This window comes from Stakelama flava, assembly GCF_019351405.1.
In the GTDB taxonomy this organism is placed as follows: Bacteria; Pseudomonadota; Alphaproteobacteria; order Sphingomonadales; family Sphingomonadaceae; genus Sphingomonas; species Sphingomonas flava_A.
On the sequence record NZ_JAHWZX010000020.1, the window covers coordinates 1 to 22773 of the forward strand.

At 62.3% G+C, this 22773-nt stretch carries 29 protein-coding genes; 10 read left to right on the forward strand and 19 right to left on the reverse strand.

Translation table 11 applies throughout. From position 1 onward, the window contains the following. Positions 1-294: 294 nt before the first annotated feature. The 8 genes from KY084_RS15025 to ybgC form a co-directional block, all read right to left on the reverse strand. Positions 295-510, reverse strand: a complete 216-nt coding sequence (locus tag KY084_RS15025; protein ID WP_219239297.1) for a type II toxin-antitoxin system antitoxin — start codon at positions 508-510, stop codon at positions 295-297. A 10-nt stretch (positions 511-520) separates the two neighbouring features. Further along, positions 521-1423, reverse strand: coding sequence for an SPFH domain-containing protein (locus KY084_RS15030; protein ID WP_219239298.1), 903 nt, complete (start codon positions 1421-1423; stop codon positions 521-523). Positions 1424-1560: 137 nt separating this feature from the next. After that, positions 1561-2076: a peptidoglycan-associated lipoprotein Pal gene (pal, locus tag KY084_RS15035; protein WP_219239299.1), complete on the reverse strand. Its 516-nt coding sequence runs from the start codon at positions 2074-2076 to the stop codon at positions 1561-1563. 80 nt (positions 2077-2156) lie between these two features. Then, a complete protein-coding gene (tolB, locus tag KY084_RS15040; RefSeq protein ID WP_219239300.1) occupies positions 2157-3497 on the reverse strand; it encodes a Tol-Pal system beta propeller repeat protein TolB in 1341 nt (446 codons plus the stop codon). A 17-nt stretch (positions 3498-3514) separates the two neighbouring features. Beyond that, positions 3515-4393 carry a cell envelope biogenesis protein TolA gene (locus KY084_RS15045; RefSeq protein WP_219239301.1) on the reverse strand — a complete coding sequence of 293 codons (879 nt, stop codon included), beginning with the start codon at positions 4391-4393 and terminating at the stop codon, positions 3515-3517. Between the two features lie 13 nt (positions 4394-4406). Next, positions 4407-4841, reverse strand: coding sequence for a protein TolR (gene tolR / locus KY084_RS15050; protein ID WP_219239302.1), 435 nt, complete (start codon positions 4839-4841; stop codon positions 4407-4409). Positions 4842-4846: 5 nt separating this feature from the next. After that, positions 4847-5539 carry a protein TolQ gene (gene tolQ / locus KY084_RS15055; protein WP_219239303.1) on the reverse strand — a complete coding sequence of 231 codons (693 nt, stop codon included), beginning with the start codon at positions 5537-5539 and terminating at the stop codon, positions 4847-4849. 6 nt (positions 5540-5545) lie between these two features. After that, positions 5546-6004 (reverse strand): tol-pal system-associated acyl-CoA thioesterase, encoded by a 459-nt coding sequence (gene ybgC / locus KY084_RS15060; RefSeq protein ID WP_219239304.1) that lies wholly within the window; start codon positions 6002-6004, stop codon positions 5546-5548. Positions 6005-6139: 135 nt separating this feature from the next. Here ybgC and KY084_RS15065 point away from each other — a divergent pair, with 135 nt between their 5' ends. After that, complete coding sequence (locus KY084_RS15065) at positions 6140-6337, forward strand: hypothetical protein (protein WP_219239305.1); 198 nt, start codon at positions 6140-6142, stop codon at positions 6335-6337. Between the two features lie 4 nt (positions 6338-6341). Here the strand turns inward: KY084_RS15065 and ruvB are convergent, their stop codons facing one another. Beyond that, positions 6342-7376: a Holliday junction branch migration DNA helicase RuvB gene (gene ruvB / locus KY084_RS15070; protein WP_219239306.1), complete on the reverse strand. Its 1035-nt coding sequence runs from the start codon at positions 7374-7376 to the stop codon at positions 6342-6344. 127 nt (positions 7377-7503) lie between these two features. On the opposite strand from ruvB, the gene KY084_RS15075 reads away from it, so the two are divergent. Then, on the forward strand, positions 7504-8025 hold the full coding sequence (locus KY084_RS15075; RefSeq protein ID WP_219239307.1) for a hemerythrin domain-containing protein: 522 nt from the start codon (positions 7504-7506) through the stop codon (positions 8023-8025). Between the two features lie 47 nt (positions 8026-8072). Here the strand turns inward: KY084_RS15075 and ruvA are convergent, their stop codons facing one another. After that, entirely contained in the window at positions 8073-8669 is a 597-nt protein-coding gene (ruvA, locus tag KY084_RS15080; protein ID WP_219239308.1) for a Holliday junction branch migration protein RuvA, read from the reverse strand. 312 nt (positions 8670-8981) lie between these two features. On the opposite strand from ruvA, the gene KY084_RS15085 reads away from it, so the two are divergent. Continuing rightward, positions 8982-11099, forward strand: a complete 2118-nt coding sequence (locus tag KY084_RS15085) for a TonB-dependent siderophore receptor (protein ID WP_219239309.1) — start codon at positions 8982-8984, stop codon at positions 11097-11099. A gap of 46 nt (positions 11100-11145) precedes the next feature. Here the strand turns inward: KY084_RS15085 and ruvC are convergent, their stop codons facing one another. The 5 genes from ruvC to KY084_RS15110 form a co-directional block, all read right to left on the reverse strand. Continuing rightward, the gene (gene ruvC, locus KY084_RS15090; RefSeq protein ID WP_219239310.1) at positions 11146-11631 is read right to left on the reverse strand and encodes a crossover junction endodeoxyribonuclease RuvC; all 486 of its coding nucleotides are present in this window, start codon (positions 11629-11631) and stop codon (positions 11146-11148) included. 25 nt (positions 11632-11656) lie between these two features. Further along, positions 11657-12400, reverse strand: a complete 744-nt coding sequence (locus KY084_RS15095; protein ID WP_219239311.1) for a YebC/PmpR family DNA-binding transcriptional regulator — start codon at positions 12398-12400, stop codon at positions 11657-11659. Between the two features lie 134 nt (positions 12401-12534). Then, on the reverse strand, positions 12535-12855 hold the full coding sequence (locus KY084_RS15100) for a heavy metal-binding domain-containing protein (RefSeq protein WP_219239312.1): 321 nt from the start codon (positions 12853-12855) through the stop codon (positions 12535-12537). A gap of 20 nt (positions 12856-12875) precedes the next feature. Further along, complete coding sequence (locus KY084_RS15105) at positions 12876-13115, reverse strand: DUF2312 domain-containing protein (RefSeq protein WP_219239313.1); 240 nt, start codon at positions 13113-13115, stop codon at positions 12876-12878. Positions 13116-13186: 71 nt separating this feature from the next. Further along, positions 13187-13567: a DUF1244 domain-containing protein gene (locus tag KY084_RS15110; RefSeq protein WP_219239314.1), complete on the reverse strand. Its 381-nt coding sequence runs from the start codon at positions 13565-13567 to the stop codon at positions 13187-13189. A 75-nt stretch (positions 13568-13642) separates the two neighbouring features. Here KY084_RS15110 and pyk point away from each other — a divergent pair, with 75 nt between their 5' ends. Continuing rightward, the gene (gene pyk / locus KY084_RS15115) at positions 13643-15100 is read left to right on the forward strand and encodes a pyruvate kinase (RefSeq protein WP_219239315.1); all 1458 of its coding nucleotides are present in this window, start codon (positions 13643-13645) and stop codon (positions 15098-15100) included. 32 nt (positions 15101-15132) lie between these two features. Here pyk and KY084_RS15120 read toward each other — a convergent pair whose 3' ends face one another. The 3 genes from KY084_RS15120 to ykgO form a co-directional block, all read right to left on the reverse strand. After that, positions 15133-16287, reverse strand: a complete 1155-nt coding sequence (locus KY084_RS15120; RefSeq protein ID WP_219239316.1) for an FAD-dependent oxidoreductase — start codon at positions 16285-16287, stop codon at positions 15133-15135. Between the two features lie 194 nt (positions 16288-16481). Then, positions 16482-17102, reverse strand: coding sequence for an HAD family hydrolase (locus KY084_RS15125; protein WP_219239317.1), 621 nt, complete (start codon positions 17100-17102; stop codon positions 16482-16484). Positions 17103-17108: 6 nt separating this feature from the next. Continuing rightward, on the reverse strand, positions 17109-17234 hold the full coding sequence (ykgO, locus tag KY084_RS15130; RefSeq protein ID WP_133496623.1) for a type B 50S ribosomal protein L36: 126 nt from the start codon (positions 17232-17234) through the stop codon (positions 17109-17111). A gap of 157 nt (positions 17235-17391) precedes the next feature. Between ykgO and KY084_RS15135 the strand changes: the two genes are divergently transcribed. The 3 genes from KY084_RS15135 to KY084_RS15145 all read left to right on the forward strand — a co-directional run bounded on the left by KY084_RS15135 (position 17392) and on the right by KY084_RS15145 (position 19620). Next, positions 17392-17985 (forward strand): DUF4136 domain-containing protein, encoded by a 594-nt coding sequence (locus KY084_RS15135; protein ID WP_219239318.1) that lies wholly within the window; start codon positions 17392-17394, stop codon positions 17983-17985. Beyond that, positions 17982-19100, forward strand: coding sequence for a M14 family metallopeptidase (locus KY084_RS15140; protein WP_219239319.1), 1119 nt, complete (start codon positions 17982-17984; stop codon positions 19098-19100). Before KY084_RS15135 ends, KY084_RS15140 begins: the two co-directional genes overlap by 4 nt. 61 nt (positions 19101-19161) lie before the next feature. Beyond that, positions 19162-19620: a GNAT family N-acetyltransferase gene (locus KY084_RS15145; protein WP_219239320.1), complete on the forward strand. Its 459-nt coding sequence runs from the start codon at positions 19162-19164 to the stop codon at positions 19618-19620. Here the strand turns inward: KY084_RS15145 and KY084_RS15150 are convergent. Beyond that, entirely contained in the window at positions 19617-20342 is a 726-nt protein-coding gene (locus tag KY084_RS15150; protein ID WP_219239321.1) for a dienelactone hydrolase family protein, read from the reverse strand. The two genes, KY084_RS15145 and KY084_RS15150, sit on opposite strands and share 4 nt — an antisense overlap. Before the next feature lie 100 nt (positions 20343-20442). On the opposite strand from KY084_RS15150, the gene gpmA reads away from it, so the two are divergent. The 3 genes from gpmA to KY084_RS15165 all read left to right on the forward strand — a co-directional run bounded on the left by gpmA (position 20443) and on the right by KY084_RS15165 (position 22772). After that, a complete protein-coding gene (gene gpmA, locus KY084_RS15155) occupies positions 20443-21129 on the forward strand; it encodes a 2,3-diphosphoglycerate-dependent phosphoglycerate mutase (RefSeq protein WP_219239322.1) in 687 nt (228 codons plus the stop codon). A 93-nt stretch (positions 21130-21222) separates the two neighbouring features. After that, a complete protein-coding gene (gene purE / locus KY084_RS15160) occupies positions 21223-21708 on the forward strand; it encodes a 5-(carboxyamino)imidazole ribonucleotide mutase (protein WP_219239323.1) in 486 nt (161 codons plus the stop codon). Further along, positions 21705-22772, forward strand: coding sequence for a 5-(carboxyamino)imidazole ribonucleotide synthase (locus KY084_RS15165; protein WP_219239324.1), 1068 nt, complete (start codon positions 21705-21707; stop codon positions 22770-22772). The genes purE and KY084_RS15165 overlap by 4 nt, the downstream gene beginning before the upstream one ends. Position 22773 lies beyond the last annotated feature (1 nt).

The window sequence follows — 22773 nt, forward strand, 5'->3', positions numbered from 1 at the left end:
GAGTTGATCCGCTGGTCCGTTCAGGAGGTCCGGCGCATCGCCGTCAAACTCGCTCAACGCCAGATCGAGCCTGCCTGCATCATCGCCTGGTCATGCTGAAGGCGAGCTCATCAAGCCGCAGCAAAACGGGCTCACCTCAAAACCAAATTGCAACTGTAATGCTAGGAACGGCGAACCTGCTCCACATTGTCCTCGATGCTCATGTCAGCAGCACCGCCAGACCGACCGACAGCGCTGCCGCCGAAAGCGCCACCAGCCGCGCCACATGCGCACGCTTCGCCACTATCGCCGTCATCATGATTCGTCTCCTTGCGGGTTTTTGGGCGGGCGCCCGCGTTTCGGGCGCACCGGTTCGGACAGCTTCACCCCGCGCCGCTGAAGCGCTTCGCGAAGCAGGCATTCGATTTCGGCATTGATGCTTCTCAGGTCGCTCGCCGCCGCCCGTTCGATCGCGCCGTGAAGCGCGGGATCGAGACGCAGCGGAAACGCCTTTTTGGAAGGCTTGGCCAAGGTGGAAATCCTATTGGTACAGCGTGCCCGTATTGACCACCGGCTGGGTATCGCGTTCCGAACACAGCACCACCATCAGGTTGGATACCATAGCGGCGCGGCGTTCGTCGTCCAGTTCAACGACATTCTTCGCCGATAGCTGCTCCAGCGCGGTTTCGACCATCGTGACCGCTCCCTCCACCAGCGCCTGACGCGCGGCGATCACCGCCTCTGCCTGCTGACGGCGCAGCATCGCCTGAGCGATCTCCTGCGCATAGGCGAGATGGGTCAATCGGCATTCGTCGATATAAATGCCCGCCACCGCTACGCGGTCCTGCAATTCGTCGCGCAGTTCGTCGCTGACATGGCCGGCATCGTTGCGAAGCGTTTTTTCCTCATGCTGGAAATCGTCATAGGGGTAGCGCGAACCGATAACCCGCACCGCGCTTTCGATCTGGATGTTCACGAACTGCTTGTAATCATCGACATCGAACAGCGCCTGCGCGGTATCGGAAACGCGCCACACGACGTTTGAAGCGATCTCGATCGGGTTGCCGCGAAGATCGTTGACCTTCAACCGTTCCGACGTGGTGTTGTACACGCGTACCGATACCGTCTTGCGCGTCATCCACGGCCAGACCCAGCGCAGCCCGGTGCTGCGGTCGGTGCCGCGATAATCGCCGAACAACAGGATCGCCGCCGCCTGGTTGGGCTGCAGCAGGTAAAATCCCAGCGCGATGAAAACCGCGCCGCCCGCCCCGATCAGGATCAGCAGCGCCCCCAGCCAGTCAAGCCGCGTGACCAGCGTCACGCCCACGATAACGAGTGCGATACATACAACGCCCAGCAACAGCATGGCATAGCCGTTCGCCGTCGCGGCCTTCTTCTCCGCCGACGTGCGCAGCGCATTGGGACGGGCAATCGAATCAACCATCGCAACCTCCATAAAGATGATATCATATTTATATCGGTTTGGGTTGCGGTCAACAGGAATCGCGCCATCGTAAACGCAAAGCGCCGCCGGGGCCGATCATGGCTCCGGCGGCGCGATATCGCATGATGTGGCGCAGCCTATTCGATGACGACGGTCACCGCGCGACGATTCTGTGCCCATGCCTGTTCATCCGACCCCATCGCGACGGGACGTTCCTTGCCATAGCTGATCGTGTTGATCCGCGACGCGCTGATCCCGCGCGCGATCAGATAGTTCGCGGCCGCCGTCGCGCGGCGATCTCCCAGCGCAAGGTTATATTCGCGCGTACCGCGTTCGTCGGTATGGCCTTCGATCGTGATACGGGTGTTGGGGTATTTCATCAGCCATTGCGCCTGGCTGTCGAGAATCTGGCGCGCTTCGGAATCGATGTCATAGGCATCAAGACCGAAATGAACGGTGTCGCCGATCACCGACTGGCGGAAATCCTGCGCGCTGCCCGGCTGTACCGTGTTCTGGTTGCCGTAATCGGGCTGCGTCGGTGTCGGGGTCGCCTGTTCGGGCGCGGGGGGCAGCACTTCGGGACGCTTTTTCGCGCAACCCGCGGTCGCCACGAGCGCGGCGGCGATAACCAGTTTTGCCGTCATATTTGCCATGATCGCTTCTCCTCTATCGATCGAACGTCCCTGCTTGGCTGCAAAGGACTATAACGCACGCAACGAAAACTTACTTAATATCAGGGGCGCAGCGGCCCCCAATTGGGGTCCGACCCGCCGAGCGGCGTCGGGATATGCCGTTCGTTCACACCGGTCAGGTCGACCGACCAGATTTCGGCATTGCCCGCACCGCGCGCATTGCGGAAAAAGGTGATGACACGGCCGTTGGGCGACCAGCTCGGCCCCTCGTCGCCCCATCCTTCGGTCAGAATCTTCTCGCCCCCGCCCGACGGGCTCATCACGCCGATGCGGAAATTGCCCGTTATCTTCGTAAAGGCGATCAGGTCGCCACGCGGGCTCCATACCGGGGTGGCATAGCGGCCGCCGCCGAAGCTGATCCGGTGCTGGTTCGACCCGTCGGCATTCATCACATAGATTTGCTGCGTTCCCGACCGGTCGCTTTCGAACACGATTTGCGATCCGTCGGGCGAAAAGCTGCCGCCGGTATCGATGCCCGGCGCGCTGGTCAGCCGCTGCGGCGTTCCACCCGACATCGACACGCGGTACAGATCGGCATTGCCGCCCGTCGACATGGTGAAGACGACCCAGCGATTATCAGGTGATACGTGCGGGGCGAAGGCGAGATGCTCGCTCGACACCAGACGGCGCGACCGGCCCGTATTCAGGTCATAGGCGTAAATGCTGGGCCGTTCATTCTCATAGCTCATATATACGATCGTCTGCTGGTTCGGCGTGAAGCGCGGCGTCAGCACGATCGACTGGCCATTGGTCAGAAAGCGGTGGTTCGCACCGTCCTGATCCATGATCGCCAGCCGCTTGATGCGGCGGCCCTTGGGACCGGTTTCGGAAATATAGACGATGCGGCTGTCGAAATACGGGCCCTCGCCGGTCAGCCGGGTATAGACGGTGTCGGCGCATTTATGCGCCGCGCGCCGCCAGTCGGCGGGTTGCACTACAAATCCCTGCCGGGTCAGCTCGTTCTGCGCAAATACGTCATACAGATAACAGCCGACAGTCAGCGTGCCGTCGCCATTGGCGCGAACATAGCCCTGTACCAGCGACTGCGCGCCAGTGGTATTCCAATAGCTGAACGCCGGTGCCGTCACCTGATCGAAGCTCACCGGGCGAAGCAGGTCCGGCCCCAGCGGTCGGAACAGCCCCGAATTCTTCAGGTCGTTGGTAATGACCTGCGACAATTGCTTGCCAAGCTCGACAGTGTTGCCCGCCGCCGTATTCACCGGCGAGGAGGTGGGCATTGCGGGGACCGCGATCGGCATCGGCGCGGAAATGCCGCCGACGACATCGACCTCCACCTGCGCCGATGCGGGCTGAATCCCGGCCAGCGCCGCGATCGGGGCCAGCGCGAGCGCCATCCGCTTCAAAAGCGTTTGCATCTTCATCCTCCGCATGTCGCCCGTCATCCGGGCAGCTTGTAGTTTAAAATGATATCTTTCCACCCCTGACCGCCGACATCGTAATATTCCGCCGGCAGGTCATAGGGGGCGCAGGCGATAAACGCGCTCATCGCCAGTTCGGCAACACGCTGCGCATAGCGGCGGTTTTCGCCGTTGACGCCCGACTGACCACGCAATTGCGGCTTGGCGGCAAGCGATCCGTCGCGATTCATCTGGATACGCAGCTTCGACGTGATTTCGTTAGCGCCCGGCCCCGGATTGGTGATTCGGTTGGCGCAGGGCTGAACCTGCCGCTGAATGGCGTCGGCAAGCCCGGCGACGATGGTATTGCTTATCTTCTCCGCACGCGGGCTGGTGCTCTTGCCCTCACCATTGTCGGTAATGCCTTTCAGGAAATCATCCCCCAGCCGCGATCCACGCGGCTTGTCGGGCTTTGCCTTCGCTTTCCCTTCCGATTTGGTCGGCGTGCTCTTTTCGGTCTTTCGGCTCGGCGCCTTGTGCGAAGCGGTCTTGCTGCTGTCCGATTTTTCCGATGCCGGTTTGGGTTTCGGCTTTTCCGGCGCGGGGGTGTCCGATGTCTTCGCGGCGGGCGCCTTTTCGGGCGCGGGCGATTCGGGTGCGGGATCGCTGACCTCTGCGCTAGCCGGGGGCGGGGCGTCGCTCGGCTTGCCGGTATCCGGCGCGATCGATTTCGCGGGCGGTTCGATCGCGGTCGGCGCGGCTGATTCGATCGCCACGGCATCGACCAGCGATACGTCGATCGGCTTCGATTTCAACTCCATCGGGTTCGGTGCGGCCGCGAACCCGGCCGAAAGGAGCCCGAACAAGATGACATGGCCGAGCGCCGCGACGGCGATCGCGCTCGCTTCGCCCCGGTTCATGGCGCGCCCTTCCTCACCGATCGTCGTTGCCGGTCGTCACCAGCGCGACGCGATTCATTCCGGCGCGGTTCAATTCGCCCATGACCCGCATGACCTTGCCATAGCCAAGCGACCGGTCGGCGCGCAGATAGACCTGAGGCGGCTGCCCCCCGGCATCGTTCACGCGCTTGTCGAGGACATCGGGCAGGATGCCTTCGGTAACCTCCTCGTCATCGAGATATATCCGTCCGTCGGCGTCCAGCGACACCTGGATCGGCTTCGCTTCCTGATCGAGCGGCTTGGCGCGGCTGTCGGGCAGGTTCACCTGCACCCCCGCGGTCAGCAGCGGCGCGGTGACCATGAAGATGATGAGCAGCACCAGCATGACGTCGACCAGCGGCGTCACGTTGATCTCCGCCATCGGCGTGCGCCGCCCGCGGCCCCGGGAAGAAGGAAGCTGCATCGCCATCGCGCTTACTGCCCCGAATCGAGCTGGCGGCTGAGCGTAGTGTGGAAACCGTCGGCAAAGCGGTTCAGCCGCGCCTCGATCCCGTTGATACGATGGCTGTAGCGGTTATAGGCGATCACGGCGGGGATCGCGGCGAACAGCCCGATCGCGGTCGCGAACAGCGCTTCAGCGATGCCGGGCGCCACGACGGCAAGCGACGTGCTCTGTTCGCCCGCGATCGCGGTGAAGCTTCGCATGATGCCCCATACCGTGCCGAACAGGCCGACGAACGGCGCGACCGATCCCACCGTGGCCAGAATGTTCAACCGGTCGGCAAGCTGGTCGATCTCATTTGCGACCGCAGCGCCCATGACGGTGCCCAATCGCTCGCGCGTTCCTTCCCGATCGACCGGCTTGCGCTTGGTCGATCGGCGCCACTCCGCCACCCCGGCGGAGAATACGCGCGCCGCCGCCGTTTCTCCATCGCCGCGCATCCGGTAAAATGCGTCGATATCATCCGCTGCGCGATATTCCTTTTCGAACCGGTCGATCGATTTGCGCACGCCGCCCAGCCGGAAAAGGAAGGTCAGGATGATGGCCCAGGTCCAGATGCTGGCGAATAGCAGCCCCAGCATTACCAGCTTCACCACCCAGTCCGCCTGAAGGAACAGGGCGATGGGCGACAGCGTAGCGGCGTCGGTATTGAGTGCCAGGTTCATCGAGTATCAATTCCCCTTCCAGATCAGCGGTTCAAAAGCATCGAGCCAGGATGTCGGTTGCCGGCGCGGCCTGCCCGAAGGGGCGACGAACGCCACCTCCACCTCGCCTGTAACCAATATCTCGTCGTCGCGCATGACTGTGTGATGAATATTAACGGCCGCAGCGCGTACCTTTGTCAGGCGGCTGACGACAAGCAATATGTCGTCGAGCCGCGCCGGCGCGCGGTATCGCAGGTCGAACGCGCGCACGGCATAGGCGCCCTCCCCCGCTTCGAACGCCGCGCGCTGATCGATATCGGCAAGGCGCAGCATGTCGGAGCGCGCACGCTCCATATAGCGCAGATAGTTGGCGTGATAGACAATGCCCGAAAGGTCCGTATCCTCGAAATAGACACGCACCGGGAAGCGATGCTCGCGCGCGCGGAAACGGCCGCCGGTCGGCATGTCCTGTTCGGGCATCGTCATGAATTGTCTGCGTTAGCCCAGCGCCACGAACGGCGAAAGACGCTTCGCCGCACCATGGCACCATATCACCGAACGGAGGTGGAATATGGTTACCGCGCACGCAACCAGTTCCGACATTGCAAGCGAAAGGTGCGCATGGCGATTCGAATCAAACTTCTGTCGGTGGTGCTTCCCGCCACCGGAGCTTCGACCATGTCCTCGGCGATGGTGGCAGGCCATCCGCTTTTCCCCGCGACGCAATGGGGCGATGTGGTGAATGGCGGCATCATCGGCATACTCGCCGGAATTGCGGTCGCCGCATTGATACGTGCGCGGATCGGCCCGATACGCTGATCCTTCAGCGCCGATCCTGATCGAAAAGCCCCTCCTGCGCACCTTCCGGCGGCGCAATGCCCAGATGTTTCCACGCCGGGCCATTCAGGCAGCGCCCGCGCGCCGTCCGCGCCACCAACCCAAGCTGGATAAGATAGGGTTCGATCACTTCCTCGATCGTATCACGCGGTTCGGAAAGCCCGGCCGCGATCGTTTCCACGCCCACCGGACCGCCGCGATAAATATCGGCGATCATGTTCAGATACCGCCGGTCCATCGCGTCGAGGCCAAGCGAATCGACCTCCAGCCGGTTCAGCGCAGCGTCGGCAACCTTTGCATCGACCGTCTGCGCGCCCGCGACATTCGCGAAATCGCGCACCCTGCGCAGCAGACGGCCCGCGATGCGCGGCGTCCCGCGTGAACGGCGCGCAACCTCGCGCGCGCCGTCGCTGGCGACATGCAGGTCGAGCAAACGGGCAGCCCGCGTCACGACCAGTTCCAGCTCGTCCACCGTATAGAAGTTCAGCCGCACCGGAATGCCGAACCGGTCGCGAAGCGGCGTGGTCAGCAGTCCCTGCCGTGTCGTCGCGCCGACCAGCGTGAAGCGCGGCAGATCGATCCGCACGCTGCGCGCCGATGGCCCTTCGCCGATCATGATGTCGAGCGCGCGGTCCTCCATGGCCGGGTACAGCACTTCTTCGACAGCCGGGGCCAGCCGGTGAATCTCGTCGATGAACAGGACGTCGCCGTCTTCCAGATTGGTCAGCAATGCAGCCAGATCGCCCGATTTTGCGATAACCGGGCCGGAGGTGGCGCGAAAGCCGACCCCCATCTCGCGCGCCATGATCTGCGCCAATGTCGTCTTGCCCAGCCCCGGCGGGCCGAAAAACAGGACGTGATCCAACGCATCGCCGCGCGATCGCGCCGCTTCGATAAACACGCGCAGATTTTCGCGCGCACCCTTCTGCCCGATAAATTCGTCAAGGCTTTTCGGGCGCAGCGCGGCGTCGACATCCTCCGGCTTGCGCTGGCTGGAAAGGATACGCTCGGCATCGGTCATGCCGCGCTCCGTAGCGGTCGAGGGCGGACACTGTCGAGCGATGCGATACGGCTTTCGGAGAATACAACCGTTGGCACAAACACTCTGTTAAGCTGAGTCTTCATAAGGGCCGTGCGACGGAGGACCCATGTATTCGAACGATCGCCTCTTCGCCGACCATGCGGAGCTGCGCGCCATTTCCGCTGAGCTTCGCGAGCTTTGTTCGCATCCCGAACCGGCCGAACGCGACCGGATTTGCGACGTTCGCTGGCGCATGGCGCGATGCCTGTTGCGCAACCTCCCGCTGAAGGACCGCATGGTCTATTCGCGTCTGCGCAGCCATCCCGATCCGAAAATCGCCGCGGTTGCCAAGCGATATTCGGACGAAACACTGCTGCTGTACGGCCAGTTCGAAAAACACATGGAAAACTGGCCCCCGCAGAGGGTGGAAACCGAATGGCCGGGCTATTGCGTCGGCGCGAAGCAGATGACATCGCTGCTGGAGGCCCGGCTCGCGCGTGAGGAAAACGAGTTGCTGCCCCATCTCGACGGCGCGCCGCAAATCCCGCCCCAGCGCCGGGACGGCGACCGCAACTGGGCCGCGGATGGCTGGCGCATTCGTGCGTTACTGGGGATTGATCCGCCGTCATCGGCAAGCAATGCGGCCTGACCGCTTCAGGGTCGTCTGGCGCAGCGCGGCGGTGGGACCCTCGGTTTTCATTTCGCCGCCTTTCTGAGCGCCAGACGCACCAGTGTATCGAGCGTTGCGCCATCGCCCAGTTCGTCTTCGGCCGCCTTTACCGCAACGCTCGCCTCGGCCGGTTTGAAACCCAGATTGAGCATCGCCGACACCGCGTCGGCGCTTGCCCCCGCGACGGGCGCAGGCGTTCCGCCGCCAGAACCAAGCGCAACAGCGCCCACCTTGTCCTTCAGTTCATTCACGATCCGTTGCGCCAGTTTCGGGCCGACGCCGTTGGCGCGCGCGACCATCGCCTTGTCCCCCTTCGCCACCGCCGAATGGATTTCGTCGGGCGCAAGCACCGACAGGATCGCCAGCGCGACCCGCGCGCCCACGCCCTGAACGCTGGTGAGCAGCCGGAACCAGTCTCGCTCCTCGGCAGCGGCGAAGCCCATCAGGCGGATCGAATCTTCGGAAACCAGCATTTCGGTGTGAACCGTGACGAATTCGCCTTCGCCGCCCAGCGCATCGAGCGTGCGCGCCGACGCGCCGACCAGATAACCCACGCCATTCACCTCGATCACCGCATGATCCACGCCGCTTGATGCGAGCCGCCCTTTCAGATGCGCGATCATGCGCCGCGCCCGAAAAGCGGATGAATTGCGGCTGGAGCACCGTTGATGGCGCTCCGGTTCCGCAAGGGCTGTCGGCGGCGGACGGATGGCAAATCTGGCTTGATCATCGCTCCGGTACATAAACGGAACGGTCCCTTATGCAAAAGGGAAGAAAACGCATCGCCCGGCTGCGGCGAAGAAAATTGCGATCGGTGGACGCGCCAATGCCGCGTCGGGTCGGAAATTCGCCAAGGTCTGATTGCTAATGATATTGACTATCAATAACTGAGCATCTAGCGGGCATTCCAATCGAGAATGAAGGGGAATCGACTAATGAGATCGTCCATCCGGATGCTGCTCGTCACCACTGCGAGCCTTACGCTGCCACTGGCCGCGCATGCCAAAAACGCGCGTGACGCGGAGGAAAATCCGCCCCAAAGCCGTGACATTACCGTTACCGGCGTTGCCGAAAGCGAATCCTTTGCGGTTACAGGCCTTCCCCTTTCGCTGCGCGAAACACCGCAATCGGTGACGACGATCAACCGGGAAAGGATCGACGATTTCGCGCTGAACAATGTCAACGACCTGCTTGACCAGGCTGTCGGTGTCACGGTTGAGCGCGCCGAAACCGATCGTGTCGAATACACGTCGCGCGGCTTCGACATCACCAATTTCCAGGTCGACGGCATCGGCCTGCCGCTGCTTTTCTCGATCCAGTACGGCGACCTCGACACGACCCTGTTTGATCAGGTGCAGGTGGTGCGCGGGGCGAATGCGCTGATGACCGGGGTCGGCAATCCTTCAGCGACCATCAACTATGTCCGAAAGCGGCCCACCGACGATTTTCATCTGTCGCTTTCCGGTCAGATCGGATCATGGGACGACCGCCGCGTCGACGCTGATGTGAATGTTCCGCTCGATTCGCAGGGCAAGGTAGCGGCGCGACTGATCTACGCGCACGAAAAGCAGGATTCCTATCTCGACTACCGGAAGACTGATCGCGAAGTGTATGGCGCGCTGCTGTCGTGGAAAATCACGCCAGAGTTGAAGGCGACTGCAGGCTATTCGCGGCAGGAAAACAACGTCGAAGGTAATTTGTGGGGGGCGCTTCCGCTGCTTTATACCGACGGCACGCGGATCGATTATCCCAGCTCCGCCTCCACGTCGGCCCCATGGACCTACTGGAATCACACCACCCAAAGCGCCTTTGCCGAATTGGCCTATACGCTTCCCGGCGGATGGTCCGCACGCGGCGTCTTCACCTATAATCACAAGGATCGCGAAGGCGTTTTGCTTTATGCCTATGGCTATCCCGATCGCGAAACGCATCAGGGTATTGCAGGCATGGCAGGCCGCTACCCCGACACGGAAGATCAGTATATCGGCGACCTGTACGCGTCTGGTCCGTTCACGCTGTTCGGGCGCGAACACGAACTTTCCTTCGGCTTTTCGACGGCGCGGCGCGACTATACGGAAGCCGAGGCATTTTCGAGCGATGCAATCACCTATCCCGGAATTCCGGGCCTTGATGATTTCACCATCGCTGAACCCGGTTTTCCCGAAGCCACGCCGCAAGCGGACACAACCGACAAGCTGACCCGGCTCTATGGCGCAGCGCATCTGAATTTCACCGACAGACTGAAGGCGGTGGTGGGCGCAAGTGCGATGTGGCTCACTACCAGCGGCGAATCCTACGGTGTCGATGCCGGCCGTGACGCCAGCAAGGTCAGCCCCTATGCCGGACTGGTCTTCGACCTGACCCGCCATATTTCGCTCTATGGCAGCTACACCAACATCTTCAATCCGCAGAGCGAGGTGGACATCAACCGCCAGCGGCTCGATCCGGCCAAAGGCAGCAGCATCGAAGGCGGCGTCAAAACCGAATGGCTGAACGGTCACCTGTACGCCACCGCCGCGCTGTTCCGCGCAAAGCAGAAAGGGCTGGCTGAATATGCCGGCATCCTGGACAATGGCGACAGCTATTACACCGGGGTCGACACCACCTCAAAGGGCTTCGAGGTCGAAGTTGCCGGACGCATTACAGACAACTGGACGCTGAGCGGCGGCTATACGGGGCTGGATATCGAGGACCAGAATGGTGCGGACACGCGTACCTATCTGCCGACGAAATCGTTCAAGCTGGCAAGCACCTATACTGTTCCCGACCTGCGCAACTTTCAGATTGGTGCCCAGATGCGCTGGCAGAACGATATCACCTCCACCGACAGCAGCGTCCAGGCGTATGGCGGTGTCGACGGCGATGTCGTCATTCGCCAAAAAGGCTATGCAATCGTCGATATGACCGCAGCCATCGACGTGGTCGACCATGTCCGCGCGCGGGTGAATGTGCGCAACGTCACCGACCATAAATATCTCAACAGCCTGATATGGGGGCAGGCCTTTTATGCGGCACCGCGCAGTGTCCTCTTCTCACTTGAGGTCAATTATTGATCAGCATGTGCGGGCAGGACATTGGCTTGTCCGCAGGTTGGCCGCGTCAGGGCCGAAGCTGGGCGCTGGCAAGGTGATGCGCATGGCAGATCGCGACGGCAAGCGCGTCGGCCGCGTCCGCGCCGGCGATCCGGACGCCCGGCAGAAGCCGCTTGATCATCGCGTGGACCTGCGGCTTTTCGGCATTGCCGACGCCGACCACCGATTTCTTGACGAGGCGCGCGGCATATTCGCCGACATCCATGCCGCCGCGCGCCGCGGCGCAGATGACGACGCCGCGCGCCTGACCCAGCTTCAGCGTCGATTGCGGGTTGGAATTGACGAAGACCTCCTCGACCGCGACAGCGTCCGGATCATGATCGGCCATGATCGCGGCAACCATCGCGTCCAGATGCGACAGCCGTCGCGGCAGCGCCTCCTTCGCATCGGTCTTCAGATGGCCGTTGCCAAGGTGCGACAGCCGGTTGCCCTCGGCCCGGATCACGCCCCAGCCGGTCGTGCCAAGACCGGGGTCGAGGCCAAGGATAATCATATGCTTCCCGCGAAGGGAAGGATGATCAACCCAGCTTCTCCATCACCTCGTCGGAGACTTCGTAATTGCCCCACACCGTCTGGACGTCGTCGTCATCGTCAAGCGCGTCGATCAGCTTGAACAGCGTCTGGGCATCGCCTTCCTCGACCGCGACGGTGACCTGCGGGCGCCAGGCGAGTTTCGCGCTTTCGGCTTCGCCCAGCGACTTTTCCAGCGCGCTCGACACTTCATGCAGCGCGTCGGCCTCAGTCCATATCTCGTGCCCGTCCTCGCTCGACTGGATATCGTCCGCGCCCGCTTCCAGCGCGGCTTCGAGCACCTTTTCCTCATCCCCCGCGCTTGCCGGATAGGTGATCAGGCCCATCCGGTCGAACCCGTGGCTGACCGAACCGGCGGTCCCCATATTGCCGCCATTCTTGGTGATGGCGGTGCGCACATTGGTCGCGGTGCGGTTGCGATTGTCGGTCAGGGCCTCGACGATCAGCGACACACCGCCGGGGCCGAACCCTTCATAGCGGATCTCTTCGTAAGCCTCGGTATCGCCGCCGATCGCCTTGTCGATCGCGCGCTGGATATTGTCCTTGGGCATCGACTGCGCCTTGGCGGCGTTGATGGCGAGGCGCAGGCGCGGGTTCATGTCGGGATCGGGCGCGCCCATCTTCGCTGCGACGGTAATTTCGCGCGAGAGCTTGGAAAACATCGCCGAGCGCTTCTTATCCTGCGCGCCCTTGCGGTGCATGATATTCTTGAATTTGGAATGGCCTGCCATTTGAACCCCAAAAAGTGGTACTTTTTGGGAACCCCGAAGGATCGGAGTCCCGTTGTCGAACCTGTTAACGCCGGTGCCCGCGATCGGCAATGCGAATGGATTTCCGGCCCGGCGTCCAGACTTAGGCGGTGAACCTAGCTCACCGTAACCGCAGTGCCGGAAACCGACACCATCAGCATCGAACCCTTTTCGCCGATCACTTCGTAATCAAGGTCGATGCCGACGACGGCGTTGCCGCCAAGGTCCTTCGCCCTGCGCGACAGTTCCTCGAACGCTTCCTCGCGCGCACCGCCAAGCGCCTTTTCATAGCTGCCCGACCGGCCGCCGACGATATCGCGGATGCCCGCGAACAGATCGCGAAAGATGTTGGCGCCGATGATCACCTCGCCCGTCACCACGCCGTGATAGCGGGTGATCTCGCGCCCCTGTATGGTGGGAGTGGTCGTCAGGATCATCGTGCGCCTCCTATGCCTGGCTATTCGATGCCGAGCGCCTGCTTGTAGGTTTCAAGCAGCATCTCGGCTTCTTCGCGGTGATGCTTCTCCATCTTGCGAAGACGGACGATCGACCGCATCGTCTTGATGTCGAAGCCGTTCGACTTGGCTTCGTTATAGACGTCCTTGATGTCGTCGGCGATGCCCTTTTTCTCTTCTTCCAGCCGTTCGATGCGCTCGATGAACAGGCGCAGCTGGTCGGCGGCGATAATATCGCTCATGTCTTGCTCCACAGATGCTGAGCGAGCGCGTCTAGGGCCATCGCCCGCGAAGGGCAACGGCCCGAATCGGATCAGCGCGGTTCGGTCATCGATGGCGGGTCGCTCGCCGGGAAGGTTTCTTCGAGCGCCTCGTCCAGATCGGCGTCGCTGCGGTTCAGCTTCACGCTTTCCTGCATGCGCTGCAACTGCTCGGCGCTCGCCTCGCTCTGATGCTTTTCCTTCCACTCGGCATAGGGCATGCCATAGATAATCTCCCGCGCCTCATCCTTGCCCAGCGACTCGCCCTGTTTCTCGCTGGCTTCGCGAATCCAGTCCGACAGGCAGTTGCGGCAGAAACCGGCCAGCCCCATCAGGTCGACATTCTGCGCATCCTTGCGGTGCCGCAAATGCCGCACCAGCCGCCGGAACGCTTCCGCCGCCACCCTGTCATCGATCGAATTGAGATCGGCCATTCTTCCCTCCACGGTTGATTGTGCGCAGATATGGGATAGAGCGACGCGCGGACAAGCCGAGGATCCTCCCCCATCATGATGAAGTTTCTTCCCCCCCGCACCCGCAAGGTCCGCGTCCTGGCGACGCTGGGTCCGGCGAGCAGCAGCCCGGAGATGATCGAGAAGCTCTTCCTGGCCGGTGCCGATGCCTTTCGCATCAATATGAGCCATGGCGACCAGCAATCGAAAATTCCATTGTTCAAGGCGATCCGCGATCTTGAGATGAAGCTGGGTCGTCCGACGACGATCCTTGCCGACCTTCAAGGACCCAAGCTGCGGGTGGGCAAGTTCGCCGATGGCAGGGTGAAGCTGGAAAAAGGCGCGACCTTCACGCTCGACCGCGATTCCGCGCCGGGGGATGAAAACCGGGTCCAGCTTCCGCATCCCGAAATCTTCGCCGCAATTGAGGACGATGCCCGGCTGCTGCTCGACGATGGCAAGATGGTGCTTCGCGTCACCGGCCATGGCGAGGACACCATCACCACCAGGGTGGAGGTCGGCGGCACCCTGTCCAATGCCAAGGGGCTGAACGTGCCCGATGTCGTGCTGCCGATGGCCGCGCTAACCGAAAAGGACCGCAGCGACCTGGGCTTCGCGCTCGATCAGGGGGCCGACTGGATCGCGCTGTCGTTCGTCCAGCGGCCCGAGGATATCGCGGAGGCGCGCAAGCTGATCGAGGGGCGCGCCGCTCTCCTTGCCAAGATCGAAAAGCCGAGCGCGGTGGCGCGGCTTGTGGAAATCGTCGAACAATGCGACGGCGTGATGGTGGCGCGCGGCGATCTGGGCGTCGAGTTGCCGCCGCAATCGGTGCCCCCGCTGCAAAAGCAGATTGTCGAGACCGCACGGCGGATGGGTCGCCCGGTGATCGTCGCGACGCAAATGCTCGAATCGATGATCCAGTCGCCCTCGCCCACGCGCGCCGAAGTGTCTGACGTCGCGACCGCGGTATATGACGGCGCCGACGCGATCATGCTGTCGGCGGAAAGCGCGGCGGGCGACTGGCCAGAAGAAGCGGTGGCGATGATGGATTCGATCGCCGCGGCCGTCGAGCGCGACCCCGCACATGGCGAGCGTGTCCATTTCACCGTCACCCGGCCCGATCCCACGACCGCCGACGCGCTGGCCGAAGCGGCGAAGAATATCGCGGGCACCGTGTCGGCGCGCGCCATCATCTGCTTCACCAGTTCAGGTTCGACCGCACGCCGGATCGCGCGCGAACGCCCGTCGGTGCCGATCATGGTGCTGACCCCGAAAAAGGAAACCGCACGGCGTCTGGGCCTGCTATGGGGCGTCCATGCGGTATATACCAAGGATGTCGCCTCGTTTGAGGAGATGGTGGCCAAATCGAAGCGCATGGCGCTGCGCCACAAGATCGCAGACGCCGGTGACGGGGTAGTCCTGTGCGCGGGGGTGCCCTTCGGCACGCCAGGTTCGACCAACGTCCTGCACGTCGTTCGCCTGCTCGGCACCGAATTGAAGGATTATGAGGGGTAAGGCATTGTAAGGCGACGCCCCCCCGGCCTCCATCAATCGGAATCTTTAGCGTGCTCGTTCCGCGACGGTCGGCCACCGAACAGTTCGATGGTGCTCTCCGGAGCGGTTTCCCCGAAAAACCGCTCCAGATTGCGGGAGGATGTCTCGGCGAAATTATAACTTCGCGCGAAAAGTTCTTTTTCATAGTCCGCGAGCGCGGTTTCGATATTCGTGCCATGCCTGACCAGAGCGCGAGCCAGCCGTGCGCCATCGTACATCGCAAGATTCGCACCTTCACCTGCGAAGGGCGACATAAGATGCGCCGCATCGCCGATCAGCGTGATGCCGGGAACGCGGCCCCACCGATGATCGACAGGCAGCGCATGGATGGGCCTGACCACCGGATCGGCATCGCTTTGGGTGATGAACCGGATCAGCATCGGCGACCATTCTTCGAATTCGCGCGCGAGCCGGGCAAGCCGTAAAGGCGGCTCTTCGGCAACAAGCGAGTCCATCCATTGTTGGCATTTGTTCAGCGCGGCATAACCGCGAGCGGTGCCGTCCGGATACCGATGCATCATGATGCCTCTACCGGGCGCGGCAGCGATGAACGTGCCTTTGCCGATCCCTTCAATCAATTCAGAATGGCGTCCGTCCCCGCCACCGATTGCGATCTCAACGAAACAGGTGCCCGAATATTCTGGCCGGGCGTGCGACAACATCGGGCGAACTTTCGACCATGCGCCGTCCGCCCCCACAATCAGATCGGCAGCGACCTTTGTGTGATCGGCGAAGGTAGCGATGTGCCGGCCACCATCCCACGCGACAGACGCCAATTTACTGCACCAGCGAATTGTGCCCGATGGAAGCGAATGTATCAGCATAGCCCTGAGTTCGCCCCGATCCACCTCCGGTCGGGATGAATGCGCGTTTCCCGGTATATCGAGCAGTACCCGCCCGTAACGATCGGCGATGCGCTTCGCATCCTCTCCGGTGCGGACCAATGCGTTGAACGCCTCCAACAGATTTGCGGCCTCAAGCGCGCGCTGACCGGTCTCGGCATGAATGTCGAGCAAGCCGCCCTGCGCTCTCGCGTCGGGTCCCGCCTCAGCTTCGTATATTTCCGGGACTATACCGTGCAGGTAAAGGACACGGGCCAGCGTAAGACCACCGAGTCCGGCACCGATAATTGCAATTTTTCTTGGCATTTTCAGCGCTCCAATCGTTTCGGAGACGCTGGCCGACTGCGCACCACACGCATTCGACGTACACGCGACCGCTCACAATCCGGAATTGCCGGCCGAGCAGTCGTTTTTCGCGACGGGCAAACCATGTACCAGCATTCTGCGGAATGCAAGTGCCAATGCTTTTTTCGCCGGCTTCAGGCCGGTCGTTTCCGCCACTAGGTGGCGAGCAGGCCACTTTTGACGAGTTTGGCGCGGAAGGTGGTGGCGTCGGTGAAGTGGACCGCATCGATTCCCTCATCACGCGCGGCGGCGACGTTGGCGGGGTTGTCGTCGACGAAGATCGTCTGCGCCGGATCGACACCGAAGCGGTCGATCGCCAGCCGGTAGATCGCGGGATCGGGCTTTACCAGCCGTTCGTCGCCCGACACGACGATATCGCGGAAATGCGTGAACAGGCTTTCCCATTCGGCGCGGAACGGCGGGAAGAATTCGCCGGAAAAATTGGTCAGGGCAAAGATCGGCACGCCCGCTTCGCCAAGCGCGCGCACAATCTCGTGCATCCCCGCCACAGGGCCGCCGATGCTTTCATTGAAGCGTGGTCCCCACGCGGCGATCAGGTCGGCATGTTCGGGATATCGGCCAGCAAGCTCCGCCGAGGTCTCGGCGAAGGGGCGACCGGCATCATGCTGAAAATGCCATTCATGCGTGACGACATCGCGCAGGAACGCATCGAGCGCCCGATCATCGCTGATCAGGCGCTCGTACAGATAGCGCGGGTCCCAGTGGAACAGGACGTTGCCGATATCGAAGATAACGGCGGCGCGTCGTCCCGCCACGTACGTTCAGCCCTGGCGGGCCTTGAACTTGCGAACCGTCTTGTTGATGACATAGGTGCGCCCGCGACGGCGGATCACGCGATTGTCGCGATGCCGGTTTTTGAGCGACTTCAGTGAATTCACGATCTTCATGGATCGATCCCGTTTCAATAGCTGCTTGTGCGGAAAATTCGAAGGCGCTCACCTAGGGCTGCCCTCCCCATGAGTCAACCCGCAGTCAACCGGAACCCATTCCGCCCGTCCGATCATTCTGCCATAAGGCCGCAAACAGGGTTTGGGAGATACGGGTATGAAGCGTTTCAGTTTGTTTCTTTCGGGCGTCGCGGCACTTTCGCTGTCGGCATGCGCCACCACCGGCCGCGCACCGGTGGATGCCACACGCTATCACCTCGACGCGCCGATCGAGCGGATGAGCTTCACGGTCGAACCGCTGAAGACCAACGATACGATCAGCCCGGAATATGCGGCCTTTTCCGACGCCGTGCGCGCGCAACTTGTCCAGCTTGATTTCCCGAACGCCACCGATGCCGAATCGGCGGGCTATGTCGCGGGCCTGTCGCTGACGCGCGCACCGATGGGCGTGATCGAAAAGCAATCGCCCTTCCGCATCGGCATCGGCGGCGGATCGTTCGGCCGCAATGTCGGCGTTGGCGGCGGCGCGTCGGTGGGACTGGGCGGCGGCGCGCGGCAGGTGATCGGGACCGAACTGGCCGTTCAGCTTCGTCGGCGCAGCGATGATACCGTGGTCTGGGAAGGCCGTGCGATCACCCAGACGATCAGCGGCGAGGAAGGCAGCCAGTCGGCCGAAATCGCCCAGCGGCTGGCCGGTGCGCTGTTCAAGAACTTCCCCGGCGAGTCCGGAATTACTATCACGGTCAAATGAGTATCGAAATCAACGCCGCCTTTGACGGCGGAAATATTCGCACGGTCGGGTCCAATGGCGACCGGATCGATCTGGAAATCGTGAAGGACAAGGATTCTGATTTTTACCAGTGGTTCTACTTTCGCGTCGCCGGCGCGAAGGGTCGCCAGCTGACGCTGCGCATCGTGAATGCGGGCAATTCGGCCTATCCGGGCGGCTGGCCCGGCTATTCGGCGCGGATGAGCACCGACCGGCAGGACTGGGTGACGGTCGATACCGAATATGGCGATGGCGCGCTGAGCTTTACGTGCGAGGTCGACAGCGACCTCGTCTGGTTCGCCTATTTCGCGCCGTACACGGTCGAACGGCACAACCAGCTTGTCGCCGACATGGCGGCGCGGCCGGGGGTGTCGCACCGCGAACTGGGCAAGACGCTCGACGGGCGCTCGCTCGATTACCTGACGCTGGGCGATGGTCCGAAACAGGTGTGGCTCTATGCCCGCCAGCATCCCGGCGAAACGATGGCCGAATGGTGGATGGAAGGCGCGCTTGAGAAACTGACCGATGCGACGGACGAAACAGCACGGACGCTGCGTGAAAAAGCCACGTTCCATATCATCCCCAACATGAACCCAGACGGCAGCTATCGCGGGCATCTGCGCACCAACGCCATCGGGGTAAACCTGAACCGCGAATGGCATGCGCCGTCGATGGAACGCAGCCCCGAAGTCTTCCTGACGCTGAAACGGATGGACGAAACCGGCGTCGATTTCGCGATGGACGTGCATGGCGATGAAGCGATCCCGGCGAATTTCCTTGCCGGGTTCGAAGGCATTCCAAGCTGGACCGACGCGCTGGGCGAGAAATATTACGAATATGGCCGGCGGCTGGAAAAGGCGACGCGCGATTTCCAGACCGAAAAGGGCTATCCGAAATCGGCGCCCGGCAAAGCCAATCCGGCCCTGTCGACCAACCAGCTTGCCGAACGTTTCGGCGCGGTTTCGATGACGCTGGAAATGCCGTTCAAGGATCATGATCCCAATCCAGACGCACAGCGCGCATGGTCGCCCGAACGCTGCAAGACGCTGGCGCATGCCTGTCTCGATACGCTGGCCGGGATGATCGACGAAATCTGAAAGCAGCGGCAGTGGCGGGGCGGCATCCCACCGGCCCCGCCACGCCGTTCGGGAGACAATCATGCGCCTGAGCGAGGGCGGTCTCGATCATCCTGCGGTGCATTCGCTGCTGGAGCTGCATTTCGCCGACATGCTGGCGAACAGTCCGAAAGACAGCTGCCACTTTCTTGATCTGTCCGGCCTTGCCGCACAGGATGTCAGTTTCTGGACGCTGTGGGATGGGGAGGCGCTGGCCGGATGCGGCGCGCTCAAACAACTCGACCCCGCGCATGGCGAGATCAAATCAATGCGCACCCACCCTGCGATGCTGCGCCGGGGCGTCGCCGCCGCCATGCTGACCCACATCATCGCCACTGCACAGGCGCGCGGCTATCGTCGGTTGAGCCTGGAAACCGGATCAGGCCCCGGTTTCGCGCCAGCGCACCACCTGTACCACAGCTTCGGCTTTGCCGAATGCCCCGCTTTCGGCGATTACCGCGACGGCGATCCGTTCAGCCGCTTCCTGACCCGGACGATTTAGGCAAACAGCTCTTCGAGGAAATACCGCATTGCCGCCCAGCTTCGCCGGTCGGCCTTTGGTTCGAACCGCAGCGCCGGATTGTCGCCATCCTTGCGATCGACATCGGTGAAGGCGTGGCCGGCATGACCATAGGCGTCAAGCTGCCAGTCGCAACCGCCCTCCGTCAGTTCGCTGGCCAGCGCCACAACGCTTTCGGGCGGCCCGATCGGGTCTTCCCAGCCGTGGCAGACAAGCAGCTTCGCGCGCATCGGGGTGACATTGTCGTAGTCGGGCCGGTCGTACACGCCATGAAAGCTGACCGCGCCCAGAATATCGGCGCCATAGCGGACCATATCGATGGCGCATTTGCCGCCGAAGCAGAAACCGGCCGCTGCAGTCTTTCCGGCATTCACCTCCGGCTGCTTCTTCAACTCGGCCAGCGACGCCTCCAGCCGCGCCCTGAGCAACGCTCGGTCGGCATTGAGTTCGTCCATATATTTGCCGCGGTCCGCATCCTCCAGCCGGGTTCGCCTGCCCTGACCGTAAAGATCGATCGCGAAGCCGAGATAGCCGAGCTGGGCAAGGTCCTCCGCCTTGCAATTGTCCGCTTCCTTCTGGCCAAGGATGTTGGGAATGACGGCAATTCCCGGCCGCTCACCCGGCACTTCGTCGTCCCAGGCGATCACGCCTTCGAACGGGCCGCCGGGGCCGTCATATACATGGGTTCGGCGCTGGATCGTCATCGGGCTTTCCTTCGTTGATTTGTATCAGACGGCTTGTCTTGGCCGTGCCACCGTCTCTATCAGCCCCGTTAAAGCCTCAACGCTCTTGAAAGGTCCGTCCATGCCCACACTCGTTTTGATCCGCCACGGCCAGTCCGAATGGAATCTGCAAAACAGGTTCACCGGCTGGTGGGACGTGAACCTGACCGAGAAGGGCGTCGAGGAAGCGATTCAGGCGGGTGAGATGCTTGCCGAAAAGGGATATGATTTCGATCAATGCTATACCTCGGTGCAGACGCGGGCGATCAAGACGCTTGACCTCGCGCTGGAGGCGATGGGGCGGTTGTGGTTGCCGGTCGAAAAGGACTGGCGCCTCAACGAACGCCATTATGGCGGGCTGACCGGCCTTAACAAGGCGGAGACGGCGGAAAAGCATGGCGACGAACAGGTGCATATCTGGCGCCGCAGTTTCGACACCCCGCCCCCGCCGCAGGAGGAAGGCGACAAATACGATCTGAGACAGGATCGCCGTTATGCCGGGATCGACATTCCCAATACCGAAAGCCTGAAGGATACGATCGCGCGCGTGCTTCCCTATTGGCAGGGCACGATCGTTCCCGACCTGAAAGCAGGCAAGCGCGTGGTGATTTCGGCGCATGGCAATTCGCTGCGCGCGCTAGTGAAGCATCTGTCGAACATTCCCGATGACGAGATTACCGGGCTGGAAATCCCCACCGGCAAACCGATCGTGTACGAACTGGACGACGATATGCGCGAACAGGAACGTTTCTACCTGCATGAACGGTGAGGTTCGGATCGTGGCGTTTCGCGAAACTTCGATTGCCCTTGCCGGGACCGACGATTAGGAACCGGCGCTTCCCGTCACGCACAGGGTAATATTATGGCGCACGCACCGGTTGTCGGCATCATCATGGGCAGTACCTCCGATTGGGAAACGATGCGCCATGCCGCCGATACGCTGGAGGCGCTGGGCGTTGCGCATGAAGCGAAGGTGGTTTCCGCGCACCGCACGCCGCAGCGGCTTTACGACTATGCGACGGGCGCGGTGGGACGCGGGCTGAAGGTCATTATCGCTGGCGCGGGCGGCGCGGCGCATCTGCCGGGTATGACGGCGTCGATGACGCGGCTGCCCGTTCTCGGCGTGCCGGTCCAGTCAAAGGCGCTGGACGGCATGGACAGCCTGCTTTCGATCGTTCAGATGCCCGGCGGCATTCCGGTCGGCACGCTCGCCATCGGCAAGGCGGGTGCGATCAATGCCGGACTGATGGCCGCGGGCATTCTGGCGCTGTCCGACGATGCGCTGGCGAAGCGGCTCGACGAATGGCGTGAGCGACAAACCGACAGCGTGGCGAACGAACCCGAATGAACACCCTGCCCCCCGGATCGACCATCGGCATTATCGGCGCTGGCCAGCTTGGCCGGATGCTTGGCGTCGCGGCGGCGCAGCTCGGCTATCGCATCCATGTCTTCGCGCCCGCTTCGGGACCGGCATGCGATGTGAACAACGCATTCACCGCCGCCGCATATGACGATGAAGCGGCGCTCGCGCAATTCGCCGAAGCGGTCGATGTGGTCACATACGAATTCGAGAATATCGAGGCTGCGCCAATCGCGACGCTGGCGAAAAGCGTGCCGGTGCGCCCGTCGGCACAGGCGCTTTCGATCGCACAGGACCGGACGCAGGAAAAAACCTTTGTCGAAAAGCTGGGCGGCCGCGCTGCGCCATGGCGCGCGGTGACGAACCGCCAGGAACTGGACAGCGCGATCGCCGAGATCGGATGCCCGGCGATCCTGAAAACGATCCGCTTCGGCTATGACGGCAAGGGGCAGGCGCGACTTGCCAGCGCGGACGATGCCGACGCTGCGTGGGACGCGATCGGCGGCAATCCCGCGATCCTCGAAGGCTTTGTCGATTTCGATCATGAATTTTCAATCGTGCTGGCGCGCGGGATGGATGGCGCACATGCAAGCTATCCGCCGCCGCTCAACGGGCATGAAGACGGCATCCTCGCCCGCTCGACCGTCCCCGCCCCGGCGCAAGTCGCGGCGCTGTGGACCGAAGCGGCGGCGCTGGCAGGCCGGGTTGCCGATGCGCTCGATTATGTCGGGGTCCTGACGCTGGAGTTTTTCGCGGGCAAGGACGGGCCGATCTTCAACGAAATGGCGCCGCGCGTGCACAATAGCGGCCATTGGACGATCGAGGGCGCGGTCACCAGCCAGTTCGAAAACCATATCCGCGCGATTTGCGGTCTGCCGCTGGGATCGACGGCGGTGACCGGAAGCCGCGTCGAGATGGAAAATCTGATTGGCGATCAGGCGAAGCGCTGGCCCCGGATCATCGCCGAGCCGGAAGCGCATCTCCACCTGTACGGCAAATCCGAAATCCGTCCCGGCCGCAAGATGGGGCACGTCACGCGCGTCTGGCGATAGA